This window comes from Paenibacillus sp. NPDC058898 (assembly GCF_049316025.1).
Classification (GTDB): domain Bacteria; phylum Bacillota; class Bacilli; order Paenibacillales; family Paenibacillaceae; genus Paenibacillus_AQ.
This window is the reverse complement of record NZ_JBMOSM010000006.1, coordinates 127254-139772: the sequence shown is the minus strand read 5'-3', so window position 1 is coordinate 139772 and position 12519 is coordinate 127254. Positions and strand designations below refer to the sequence as shown.

Genomic DNA, 12519 nt, shown 5'->3' with positions numbered 1-12519 from the left:
ATAAAACAAGACGGAGCTGTATTTTACGCAGCTCCGCCTTGTTTTATTTATTTTCATTTGATTAACGGTATTTTACAAACAGTGTCTAGTTTGTACAAAGGAATCTCAACAGTATTCAAGCGAAAATTTTAAAATTTAATCTCAAATATATTGATGGTAAAAGGATCAGAGGACTTACTAGCAAAATATCCTAGATAATGATCTGTAACTGGAGCCTTATATGTGTCTGTTACTGTTTGTAATGTACCCTCAGATCTCCATTCATAAGGTGGGGTGGAAAAAGCTCTAATCCAAACATAATGATTAGCAGGTCTGTCTAGCTGGTATCTAATGCTCATATTTGTATCTTTGTATACATATAGTCCACGCTGTTCACCATCCGGATAAAATGACACCGCATCACCATTAAACATTTTTATTCCCCGCCAAGCATATTGAGGCTTGATAGTTCCATCATCTGAGATCTGCATTGGAATAATTCCTTCTTCAATTACATTGCCATCAGCATCAAACTTTGTATAACCCCAGCTAATATCTGTGCTAGAAGCTTCTTCGTTGGTACCACTAGTAGATCCTGCAGCGCTTACCGATGTAACTAGAAAGAGTGACAATAATAAAACCGATACTAGACCCATCATTTTTTTCTTCATTGTTTTTTGTCTCCTTAAAATTAATAGAGTAGAATCAATAATAAAAATATTAGTTATTTTTTGTGAGCCTTAAAGTTCCCTCTTTCAAGGCAATCGTATCAGAACTTGCATTTATTATGTAAAAGTAATATTGCCCTGATTCCTCAATAGTTAAATTGTAATTCCCCTTTAATTGATCGAATTTTTGCGATGGATATAGAACGCCGTCTTTAACGTAACCCATTAATATAATTTGATTTTCAACCACCTCCGATTTGTACTTTTCAAATACATATTCTACAGAGTCACCAGCTTTTAGTTCCCACCCCCTTCCATTAGTATCTGTTAAGACGCTTAATGAACCATTTACAGTAATAATCTCAGGGGAAATATATACTCCGTTTTTTTCTTTTGTTTCTAACTCGAATATTGAGGAAGGCATAAAATTTTCTTCCATAATCTTTGTGATAATCCGGTTTTCAGGAAGACTATTTCGTGTTCTATTCTTTAATTCTTCTAGTGAGTACTCGATTCCATTAGAATCAATATATATCCCGTTTCGATATATCATATAATCGCCACTTCCTTCTTTTCCAATCAAATGGCGATTATAATCAGTTATTAACTGTGTTTGTTTTATTTCTTTAGGATTACAAGCAATAATTGTTGATAAACCAACAACGATTATACCGATAAACAAACTTTTTCGGATTTTTTTAGAGTTATTACTATTAAACACCATAAATATGAATCACCTCTCAGAGTAATTACCAGACATGTTATATGTTAATTCTACTGGATAAGATACGCGGTTCCTTTGCTATTGACGAATAATCCATTATAAATCTCCTGTATTTTTCAATATTTTCCATGCATTATTAATAACACCAATTACAAGGGGAAAGTTTGGTGTCTCTATTTTTTTTGATTTAGCCGGCCATGGATGGAGCGCCCCAATCTACATTGAATCAAATCGGATAGGAGGCTACCCATCGAGGACACAGGAGTTTGGTTTGTGTTTAATGGAGAAGAAAATGAGTCTTTTGTATAGAGAAGATGACGAGATGAATTGTACAATACGAATCTTGAGGAATCAGCTTATGTTTGTTCTGCTCGTCCTTGCGGTAGCCGTAGGGGGCAAATGCTCCCGTGTAATCGGGATACAGTAGGCCGGTTCGGGACTCAGAGTACGTCCTAGCAAAAAAGTAACGGCCTGTGACCTGCAACTCCATTATGGAGTGTGCAGATTCACAGGCCTAGTACATTTTGATTCATGGTGGTGGCCATTATTAGGCCATGGTAGTTTGGGACAGCCCCGTTCAGACTGATAGCTTCTTTTTAACATTGATTTATTAGGTACGAAAGTTGAGTTGGTTTATAAAAACTGGAAGTTGAATTAAAGAGGTACGTCAGATGCTCGTACGCTAATTTTTCCACTTACTGTACCATCAGCTGTATTATAATCTACATAAAAAACATGCCCACTTCCGTTAGTAACATTAATAGTCGAAGTGCCGTTTGCACTAACTGTTCCAGTATAGATATTTTCTTTCTTACCATTTAATTTGTATGATATGTAGACATTTAGTTTTTGGGATTGTGAATTGGAAATAAATACTCTAGCATAATCGTATCCAGATGGCTGTGTCCAAGAATTTCCACCATTATTGAGATTCGCATTATCGATCACTAAGGTGTCGCTGAATGGTGTGATTTCAGGAAGAGATGAGTCTACGGTAGTTACAGATGGTGGTGGAGATTCAACAGCAAGGACTGAACCGGACGACAACGACATTAATGCGACTACTACGGAACAAACTAAAAAACTCTTTTTGAATTTTCTCACTTTCATTCCCTCCAATTTTACGTTGATATTCACCTATCCCATTATTGGGAGATATTGGTGATAGTATTATAATACCATATATAGTTATTAATTTCCAGAATTATTTAGAGAGCATATATAGCTGGTAAGTCAAATGTCAAATGTAGAGTCAAACGATGGTGTAGCGACCGAGTTTCAGCTCAGCATCGTATCGATAACCCGAATAACCACCCCTTTTTGTTGGTTTCGTAATCAATCTGAGATTGGAGGCGGAGCATCTTTCTTTCATACGGCGGGAGCTTCTTTAAAGCTTCAAATTCAGCTTTTTGCTTTTCAAATGTCAAACAGGACACCTAGCCTTTCAATATGGAATAAATAGAAAATCTTCATCTTTTATACGTGCGAATAAGTCTACTCTTAAACATGCCGGCCGGAATCGTCTTAGCAGCTTCATATGTTAACTCCACAACTTTTAGGCGCTTCTAAGCCATACCGCCCCTCCTTATTGCATTAAATTTTCGGAATGTGTAGTTAAACCCTTTTAGTCGACAAGACATGCTCATGCTCGTACTCAGTAGTTTGACTCATTTCCTTAACTCTTGTAATCAGCACTTCCTCATCATGTTCTTCGCACAGTAACACATTAATGTTTTCCTCGCTGTCTGCTGCGATTAAAGATCTGAAGTAGCCGCCCGTTTCTATACCACCCATTCCATAGATTGTTTCAAAAACTTTCATATAGTGATTCTCCTTCCTATATTAAATAGGTCTTCTACAAGATTTCCAGCAGATTGCTGATTTTCGGTTGTCGCCTCGTCGGATCGATTCTAAATTAATTTTTTAACAAAATTTGATATTTTATACGTAACTTTCTAGGATAGATACCGTTCTATTATATATATGCATAAAAAAGAGGGTGCATATTAAAAGGTCGTGGTGAGAAGGGAAGAAGATCCGCGCATCTAGAACTACCTCTTTTGATGAGTCTCTTTTAACTATTGATAATAATATTTGGGGAGGCTTTATTTATGAAATCGAAGTCTATGCTATTGTCTGTTTCCTTGGTTGTTGCAGTGCTTTCACTTCCTTTAAATGTATTTGCGGATACAGCAGACGAAACCTCTTCTGAAGCGTCAACAATTCAATCAAATGAAACAACGAATATAAATCCTGAATTCACTCCTCAAGAAAAAATTCGTGAAGAAAAAATGGATCAATTGAAACAATTGGCCCCTACCAATTCTAATTTTAACGAGATCAATTCAAACGAGATCTCCCTTAGAGCGGCTGTATTAACTTATAACATTGAAAAGTTGTCTGCTGGTAATACAATTACATCAATCAATTCTTTCAAGTTACCGGCTGGTTCAAAACCAACACTTACACTAGTGCAATATCCATATAGTGGTGGAAACGGGACGGTCAAAGCGTTTTATACTCTTGTAAATGTTGATACAGGAAACGAAATAAGTGATAGTGTTATAGTCAACAAGAATTACACACACACTAACTACTCTTATACGTTTAGTAACGTACCTATTTAAGTACCTCCTTTCAGCTCTCCCGATTCGTTTCTCCGCAACGAGGTCGATCCGATTCCATTTTTGACGAAGTTTCATCCGACGATTCAGGGCGACAGCGTACAGAAGGAATAGAAATAGGTGAAATGCAGCTCCCAACGGGAGCTGCTTCTTTGTAATATCTACAGCGGTCTAGAAGCATCCAGGAAGACAGGGCGAAGCCGGCGCATGTAATGTGATCGGCAGTCTGCAGCGTGTGGCCAGATAGGACCTCCTGGATCAAACGGGTACAATTCTGGCAGCGAAGTATGCCACTTCACTAAGCCTGCCTCTACCGCCACCAGCTATAACAGAGATCGTGCCTTCTGAAGGGGAGTCACTTCACGAAGTCGAGATTCCTTCGGAACTCCAACAGCGCATTTTGCAGAACACGTTGGCAACAGAAATTTTTAAGTATACGGTTGAGAGCCAAGCCGAAATGACAAGACTTGTCAAAATCTCCTGACGACCTGAACTACCAATTGTGTGAGTGTTGTTAACCGAGCAATCCGCACCGTTACCCTAAACATCCGGGTATTGATGTTGGTAAGGTCAATGGAATAAGCGACAAAATTAAAAGGCCGGTTATAATTTCCATATGAACCTCCTCTGATAAAAAAGCACCTATCACCCTAACGGACCGCTGTTAGATCGAAGACGCAGACCCTATTGCCTTTCAGCTAAAATATTGGAATAAAATAAGACCCACCCCAAGCTTTCGCATGGGAGTGGGTTTTATTTTGAGTTTAAAGGAATCTCATCTATTAATTCGGAACCCGTATTCTTAACGTTTCCTACTGCAGCAGAAACTGGATAGGATAGCATGTTGGCTGCAGGGAAAGGGGATAATAATTCCTGAAGCTTTTCTTTATCTTGTACATCCGGATCCAGCCAACCGTAACATTCCACATGCACTGTATCTCATTAGGAATTGCCCTGTTGCACATATTTTCCCGCACCATTGTATGTAGGAAGCCATCTACTGCATCCAGGCAGACCCTCGGATCATGGCGATCCGGGATCTTTAGGGTTTTCTTCAACTACTCTTCCGGTTTTTGCTTCATATTTATCCAGTCCAATGAAGTCGGCATTTTCATTAGTCAGATCATGATGATCTTTGTGGAGGATTGGTCACATCAGCCGCGTTGAAAAGATATTATATTTCTCAATCGACTTCCCGTGAAAATGCTGCTCACTAACAGTACGAATCCGCCAAACAGATAGGGCAAGTTAAAGTGGACTTCAAACAAAATACCTGCCAGCATCGGTCCAAATATCGTACCGAGACTCGTATAAGCGTTATTCATCCCTGCAACAAATCCCTGTTCATCCCCGGCCACTCTGGACAACAGCGTATTGATCGTGGGGCGCAATATATTATTGAACGTAAAGAACAACATCGTGACTACCATGACATAGTAGAAATGGCCTGAGAATAACAAGAATACAAGGGATACTGCCGATAACAACAACATGGCAACGATGATCCGTTTTTCTCCGAATCGTCGTGTGATCCGGTCAGTGAACAACAATTGATTCAACGTGCCGATGAGCGAACATACGGTAAGCAGTATAGCGATTTGACGCGTCGTGAATCCGTAGACTTGTACGACAAAAAGCGGGAAAATCGCTTCAAAATGCGTTAAACCAAAGGTCATGGCGAAAACAATGAGCAACAGGACAAAATAACGAGACCGAACCGAAAGCACGATTTGCCGGAATACATTCTCGCTCTTCTCCTTCACTTGACTACGCATCTGGCGAATGTCCGCCGACAGCGATTCAGGTAATCCCCATAGACTGCAAACCATTGCCAGCAGCCCTACACATGCGGATACATAGAAGGGCATCTTGATGCCCCATTCCGCAAGCAAACCACCGACACCCGGACCAATAATAAACCCGGATGTCATCGACGCACCTAACCATGACATGGCCTTGCTGCGCTGCTCATCTGCTGTAATGTCGGCAATATACGCAATAATGGACGGGATTAAGGCTGCTGAGCCTATTCCGCCAATCAACCGCGATACGAATAATAAAGTTAGATCGCCCGCGAACGCCGCGAGCAAGTTGGAGATGGCGAACAAGATCAAACCTATGATAATCATGGGTTTACGGCCATATCGATCTGACAAATTACCTGCAAGAGGTGAGAATAGAAACTGGGTCAGGCCAAAGCAGGAGACCAAATAGCCCGCGGCCTGTCCGCTTGCTGTAAACTGCTCAAGAAGTTCCGGTATGATCGGAATGACAAGGCCCATACTTAGATTAGCGAGAAACATGTTGAGCAGTAGTAATGGAAACGCTGACTTTTTTAACATTTAGGACCACCTATATCGAATGAATAAAAACCATGAATCGGAAACTGAATAACAGCCCTCCCTCAATCTGCATTTGTATATGTTAGCATGTGACTATCTACAATAAAAATATGAAAAACATATAAGGTCTTAATCTTTTTGATATACATAATGGATTCGATTTTGACTAAAGAAAACTCCCCTTCAAGCAGTCGGTTTTTTTTACCTGTCTGCTAAAAGGGGAGCATATCACAAGGCTCGGAGCCTTTTGATTCAATTATTTCCGAAAAGTGGACGCCTGCTAAGAAGAAGTAAAATATTGAGGGGGTGCGTCAATTTTTGATGTACCTTCATCACGATCCCCATCTCCCAACGGAAGGCGAACTTTGTGAAGCCTATGGGAAGACCGAGCGAAGCGAAGGATTTCACTACCTTTTATTGAAAATTCGTATTAATAATTTGAGATATATTAGAAGTGGTTAGAGTTACTACTATTAGAAAGGGGATTGTGAATCTGTGGACTCTATTAAAAAAATAGTTATACCCAACAATGACGAAGATGAATTCGGTCGGTTGTTTGAAATAGTTACCAAAAAGTATCATATATCAACGCAGTCGTTAAGTTTGATAACCGGAATTGATGAAGAGCTAATTAATAAGCAGGAGTATGGGCATGACTTAGCTACATTAAAACAGTTATTGGTCATGTTATCTACCGGAATGGAACAAGTCGGGGAGGATGAACGAGTACGGGGAATAATTGAGGTCCTAAATCAGGTTTTTAATATTACTAGCCAAACTATTGCCTTGTATTCTAGAGTAGATGAAAACGATGTGGAGCAAATGTTAAACGGTAATTACGGCCAAATTTCATTTGAAAATCGCTACCGCATTGCAACTACATCAATATTTCTTCACTACCTGTTTAAAAGAACCTCGTTACGCTAATTAAATGGCCCCCAATTTACAGGAGGCCATTTATATTAAAGATTAGTTCTCCAAGTAATCGTATTAGGAACAGTTTTAGCTACAGGAGTAAGTCTGAAGTATGCTGTACCATCCAAATGTGCGTTATTTACATATCAATGTAACACCTTAATTCTTTCCGCCATAGCCCTTATAAGTAGCATAAACTGCATCTGCATATTGATCTGCCAGAATAGGACGGCCATAAGAATCCGTGGCTCCCGGATACCAGTTATCTCCACCGTTATAGTGTAATAATCCGTTGTAGATATTTCCAAACTTCGTAATCTTCTCATTTAAAATCAACGCGCCCAGATATACCTGATCTTGTTCACTGCTATGATTATACGCACGGCCAAATTTTGAGCTGAATTGAGATAAATACGCATTGCGTGTGTTTGGTTCTACCTGCATCAATCCGTCGCCGGCCGATGGACTACCTGGTAAACCTGCTCCAAAGCTGCTTTCCTTTTTGATAACAGCACTTAACAATAAAGCAAAATCTCCGCCTTTCCCATAGGCATTGTCCGCATTCATGACATATGTCCATATATGGCTTGGAACCTCGGCAGGCTTTGTTACTGTAGGAGGTGGTGAACCCGTATAAATCTTGACTGATGACATTTTGTCATTGATCGTGTTGCCAACCCAGGAAGAATCTGAAGTAAAGGTCCACTTGGTTCCTCCAAAATTATCATTCTCATATACTTCAACCGTCCAACCGCTTGGAACCTTAAGAGACGACATCCAGTCATTCGGAATTCCGTTTGCGTTCAACTGAGACAGTGTATAATTGCCTATCCCGAGTGTCACTGCTTTTCCTCCATAGTTTATATCTGCATAGAACGTCACTCCGTTTGTTGTCGGTGGCGTAGTTCCGCCGCTACCGCCTTTCTGCCATAAAGCAGGGACATTGGACGGTTCCCAACCTACGAGAGAAGTATGTGCCTGAAGACAGGTATAAGTGCTTCCACTATAGGTTACTGTGTCATTTGCTGCATATGCAGTATTTGGAGCCCATGCTCCTCTAGCGGCTGCGTTTACTGACGGTAAGGCTGCGCAAAATGTGGATAGAAATAATGCTAAAACTACCAAAAGTGATAAGCGCTTAAAAGAAAACCTTTTATTAGTCATTTTCAAACCTCCTTGTTCTTTATTTATCTGTAGCGCTCCCATGAGACATGCCACAGGTTTTTACTGTACTATTATCTTACTTTATTTCCATATTCCGAATTAATTCCACAATTTTTCAATGATACGGTAGGAGGATGTGAAGATCGGGACCAAAAAGGCAATTCAAGTCGTGCTAAAAACAGAAGAAAGACTATGGAAAAATGAAGGGGAAGGATTCAATAAAAAAACCGAGGAAAAACAGGAATGGATACCTGAATTTCGCCCGGCACAACATTAGACTTTAACACGACTTTATAGGCTTTGAGATGACTTTAATTGCGTTCTACACCTAACGCACTAACAATGCGCAACACTCCACATATGACGAGTAGACAGTGATAACAAATTACAGGAATAGCATTTGCTCAAAGTTGGAGCGGCTAACTACAGCCGCCTTTTATTATACAGAAATGCAAGCACAATCACAGGAGCTATTCGCCCCTGCATATCAAAATTTCTCCGTTCTATCAAGCCCTTTAGTCATATGTAGATAGATAGTCCGTTCAATAATTGACGGGGGTGTATCAAAATTTGACCCACCTTACCACCTCATGTAGTTTAGTACCAGTCCCCCACCAATAATTAAGATCATGACGACAACGGGTAATGTTGTTAGGGTAATCCCCGCTATCGCCATACCTCTTCCTTTAGAAGATTTTCTTGCAATAATACCTAAGATAAAACCAACAACACTAAGTATAAAAGCAAAGAAAAGTGTGGCCATGGTACCTGGTGAAGTCATGTAGCTGTACTGGGAATCAAAGCCCAACTTTAACATCCCTACTATGAAAAACAATATTCCGAATATACCGAATATTAATGATACTACAGCTTGTCCTAGTCTATCCTTTGGCTGATTCTTCATGGCTGCTTTTGTTGTTTTACTCGTGTTACCGGAAGGACTATCCGCTCCCCCCACTTTATTGGTTGCTGCCCTGTTTACTTGTGGACTAGCCGGCCTAGCTTTACTGCTAACGGTCCTGTTAGCTTGGGTGGGCGTTGTCCTATTGGGCTGATTAAATGTAGTAGTTCTAGTGTCCTGTTTCACTTCTTTTGACCCCCTTCTGATATATGTATGTAGTCATTTAGAACTATTCAACAAAACTTTCCAATATCCTCTTTACAATCGGAGCGACCACGATAGCAAAACAGAAAAACAGTCTCAAGAATCCAATTTCCTGCGCAACCAATCGAGCCACCCTAAGCGGTTGGACAATAGTCGGGCAATACATTGACAATGGTATTAGCGGGGCGACTAGAGAAAAACGTGCGGAACTACAACGATTGCTTCGTGATACAAAAAAGAAGAAATTTGACGCTGTGATTGCTAAGTCGGTATCTAGCGGTTCTTGCTGAAGAGGAAAGCGCCAAACTATCTAACCGCATAAAAAATAGGCCTGATGGCTAGCGAACTGGGTATTCGGAATATGTGGTGGAAAAGGGCTTATAATTCGCCCTTCTCCAATTTCTTGATCAATATTTCCAGATATTAACATGAGGTCAGCTGGGGCTTAAAATTAATATTAATTGACCCCAAAAATTGAAGCAGCGGCAGTCATGGACGACAAAATAAGTCCTAGACTAACCGCTGTTGTATTGAACTATTGTTTCCCAGTAGTTGAATCAGCCACTTATAGTCTCTCTATTCCAAAATCCGCATTCGATCAGCACTTTTAGTCTAAAGCTTTATCTTCTTTTTTCACTTACTCCCCACCCGCCGAAATCGGATTCCCCTCATAAGAAACCCAGTTGCTCTAACTGACCCCATATAGCTTAGACCGAACCATCTGGCTGAGATGTACGAAACGCTGACTTTCAACCAGCCTCCTGCCCCGGCTGCCCTTTGTTGGATGAACCGTTTCACTCGATGCGCGAGCTATCCTTTTTTCCTGCCGATAAGACGCCTATCGATGAACCGAGCGCCAAGCAAAGACAGGATACCGAGCAAAATCGGTATGCCAAACGCTTCAAAGGAGAAAGGGTGGCCCTCGAGCTTCAGGTGGTCGGTGGCACGATATTCAAGCCGCTTAGCGGCAAATTTCGCTGTCTGGATATCCTCCTGTTTTGCCAAATCCTCGAATGCAGGGTCCATTGCAAACCGGCCCGACATATCACGATGCAAGAACATCAGCTTCGCACTATTGCCGCTGTTATTCCACTGCTTGATATCCTCGGCAGCTTCAGACTCGGCATCGGCACCGACGACAATCATTTTCTCGAGCTTCGGCACGTCTTTTGTTTGATAACGCGCGACCAGGTTCAGGCCGTGTTTCGTTACGATGGCTTCATCCTTGCTGGAAACCGTTAGTGTGGTTGTCGTACCGGAAGCGGCATATGTGTCAAATGCGGCTGACAAATCCAGCTCATCTGCGCCGTTATAGAGAAGCACGCCCGCTTTGACTTTGTTCCATTGATAAGCATTATTCAGTACGTACGTTATATCACTCAACCCGGCATTGAATGGCTTCATTTTCGGATTTGTCACGTAATCGTAAGAAGGATAATTCATATTTTCCGCTACTTTTCTCGCAACCGCATCGCCCAACTGCTGAGAGATGACATATAGCGTTGCGTCGATCCCTGATGTCAGACCGGCAGAAGATACGATATTACCTTGCGGAACGTAGCGCTGATCTTTCACCCACTGAATGTCTGGATATTTTTTGATAAGCCGGTTAATGTCTCCCCAGTGCGTCGCGGCTGATTTGCCGTTCAGCAAGCCAGTATCCGCCAGATTTTCTGCTCCGTTGCAAATAGAGAGCAATGTCGTATTAACGTCCGCGTGCTTTCGAATCCATTCTCGGACAGGTACATATTTATTATCATCCAAAATCGGCATAAACGGAATGACGATAATGTCCGGACTTTTGCCTAGCATCGCGTCCATTTCATCAAAAGAATAATGTGGGACAACATCGAGTCCCCCGGTTAGGGATTTAATTTCGCGGTCAGGGGCAACGCCATATACATTGTAAGCCTCTGTCATCGCAAACATCTCGTACGGGACGAGAAAGTCGAACACTTCCGTCACTTCGTTCGCCAGTAGCACAGCCACTGTCGGTTTGCCAGCATCATATTTCGGTACCTGCACATTCGTTAATGTGGGGACGGCTTTATCGTAAATCGACATTCCGTTATTCATTGTGTTGATGAATCCGATCGCTCCTGCCCCTCCCACGACAACGACAAAAACGATGAGATAAATTGTGATGCGTAATACAACTTTCACTAGTCATTTCTCCTTTTGCTCCGGCTTCTTTACCGAACAAATATAACAAACCAAGATGAATTTATCATCGATCTATGGTCGGTTAGAGGAGCTCGACCAATGTTGGAACGGATCCTGGACCTAAGACTGTTCTACTTTTCATGCAAGACTCGATAGGGCTATAATTTTTCTGAAAAGGGCGAAACATCAACGAAATTTCCACAAATTTCCCAGATGCACGTTCTCATGAATTGGGGGCAATGTACCTGATGGTGGAACACGGATTTGCGGATGGACAAAAGCCTTTATGTACCTGTTCCTCATCATCGACTGGTATTGCCGCAAAGTCATCACTTTACGACAGGGAGAACGAAATACTAAGAGCTTTATTTAAAATCATCCAAGCCGCTAACATATATCATTTTGAATTTGATGAATATCTCGAAAGATTTGAGAATCTGATCAGGGGTCATCTCAAGCGACGAGAACCAGTTGGCAGTTATAACGAAAAACTAATTGATGACCGATTTGCTAAATTCCTTACCGATGTCGGCATGTATTATATACGGAAGGGTCACATTCAAAAAGAATCAAAATATATACTGGATAGTTTAGAATTCTCATACACCATCAATTTTGAAATTAACATCGTAAGATGCTGCACAACCATGGAGCATATACAGTCTAAGCTAAATCATGACGATCTAGAAAGGTATGCTGAAATAAGAGATAAGTTAAAAGCTAGCGGTACTCTTATTCATCCTTAGCTTCGCAGGAGCTCTTGTGTTATGGCAGCTTAACTTCAGCAGCAGACTCCCAAGATGAACTTAGCATCTATTCGCGAGTGGAGTGATCG

13 protein-coding genes are annotated in these 12519 nt (G+C 41.1%); 5 read left to right on the top strand and 8 right to left on the bottom strand.

Features of this window, described 5'->3' with window-relative positions:
- Positions 1 to 128 precede the first annotated feature (128 nt).
- The 4 genes from ACOZB4_RS17915 to ACOZB4_RS17900 all read right to left on the bottom strand — a co-directional run bounded on the left by ACOZB4_RS17915 (position 129) and on the right by ACOZB4_RS17900 (position 3192).
- Positions 129 to 650 carry a hypothetical protein gene (locus ACOZB4_RS17915; protein ID WP_379406796.1) on the bottom strand — a complete coding sequence of 174 codons (522 nt, stop codon included), beginning with the start codon at positions 648 to 650 and terminating at the stop codon, positions 129 to 131.
- A 49-nt stretch (positions 651 to 699) separates the two neighbouring features.
- Entirely contained in the window at positions 700 to 1371 is a 672-nt protein-coding gene (locus ACOZB4_RS17910) for a hypothetical protein (protein ID WP_379406795.1), read from the bottom strand.
- A gap of 654 nt (positions 1372 to 2025) precedes the next feature.
- A complete protein-coding gene (locus ACOZB4_RS17905; RefSeq protein ID WP_379406794.1) occupies positions 2026 to 2475 on the bottom strand; it encodes a hypothetical protein in 450 nt (149 codons plus the stop codon).
- 510 nt (positions 2476 to 2985) lie between these two features.
- Entirely contained in the window at positions 2986 to 3192 is a 207-nt protein-coding gene (locus tag ACOZB4_RS17900) for a hypothetical protein (RefSeq protein ID WP_379406793.1), read from the bottom strand.
- A 290-nt stretch (positions 3193 to 3482) separates the two neighbouring features.
- Between ACOZB4_RS17900 and ACOZB4_RS17895 the strand changes: the two genes are divergently transcribed.
- Positions 3483 to 3998, top strand: coding sequence for a hypothetical protein (locus ACOZB4_RS17895; RefSeq protein WP_379406792.1), 516 nt, complete (start codon positions 3483 to 3485; stop codon positions 3996 to 3998).
- Between the two features lie 1151 nt (positions 3999 to 5149).
- On the opposite strand, the gene ACOZB4_RS17890 is transcribed toward ACOZB4_RS17895, so the two are convergent.
- Positions 5150 to 6337, bottom strand: coding sequence for an MFS transporter (locus tag ACOZB4_RS17890; RefSeq protein ID WP_379406791.1), 1188 nt, complete (start codon positions 6335 to 6337; stop codon positions 5150 to 5152).
- A 495-nt stretch (positions 6338 to 6832) separates the two neighbouring features.
- Here ACOZB4_RS17890 and ACOZB4_RS17885 point away from each other — a divergent pair, with 495 nt between their 5' ends.
- A complete protein-coding gene (locus tag ACOZB4_RS17885; protein ID WP_379406790.1) occupies positions 6833 to 7264 on the top strand; it encodes an HTH domain-containing protein in 432 nt (143 codons plus the stop codon).
- Between the two features lie 147 nt (positions 7265 to 7411).
- Here ACOZB4_RS17885 and ACOZB4_RS17880 read toward each other — a convergent pair whose 3' ends face one another.
- A complete protein-coding gene (locus ACOZB4_RS17880) occupies positions 7412 to 8416 on the bottom strand; it encodes a carbohydrate-binding protein (protein WP_379406789.1) in 1005 nt (334 codons plus the stop codon).
- Between the two features lie 136 nt (positions 8417 to 8552).
- On the opposite strand from ACOZB4_RS17880, the gene ACOZB4_RS17875 reads away from it, so the two are divergent.
- Positions 8553 to 8693 (top strand): hypothetical protein, encoded by a 141-nt coding sequence (locus ACOZB4_RS17875; RefSeq protein WP_379406788.1) that lies wholly within the window; start codon positions 8553 to 8555, stop codon positions 8691 to 8693.
- A gap of 303 nt (positions 8694 to 8996) precedes the next feature.
- On the opposite strand, the gene ACOZB4_RS17870 is transcribed toward ACOZB4_RS17875, so the two are convergent.
- Positions 8997 to 9503, bottom strand: coding sequence for a DUF4190 domain-containing protein (locus ACOZB4_RS17870; protein WP_379406787.1), 507 nt, complete (start codon positions 9501 to 9503; stop codon positions 8997 to 8999).
- Positions 9504 to 9568: 65 nt separating this feature from the next.
- On the opposite strand from ACOZB4_RS17870, the gene ACOZB4_RS17865 reads away from it, so the two are divergent.
- The gene (locus ACOZB4_RS17865; protein WP_379406856.1) at positions 9569 to 9811 is read left to right on the top strand and encodes a recombinase family protein; all 243 of its coding nucleotides are present in this window, start codon (positions 9569 to 9571) and stop codon (positions 9809 to 9811) included.
- Positions 9812 to 10331: 520 nt separating this feature from the next.
- Here the strand turns inward: ACOZB4_RS17865 and ACOZB4_RS17860 are convergent.
- Positions 10332 to 11684, bottom strand: a complete 1353-nt coding sequence (locus ACOZB4_RS17860; RefSeq protein ID WP_379406786.1) for a DJ-1/PfpI family protein — start codon at positions 11682 to 11684, stop codon at positions 10332 to 10334.
- A 248-nt stretch (positions 11685 to 11932) separates the two neighbouring features.
- Between ACOZB4_RS17860 and ACOZB4_RS17855 the strand changes: the two genes are divergently transcribed.
- On the top strand, positions 11933 to 12430 hold the full coding sequence (locus tag ACOZB4_RS17855) for a hypothetical protein (RefSeq protein WP_379406785.1): 498 nt from the start codon (positions 11933 to 11935) through the stop codon (positions 12428 to 12430).
- Positions 12431 to 12519 lie beyond the last annotated feature (89 nt).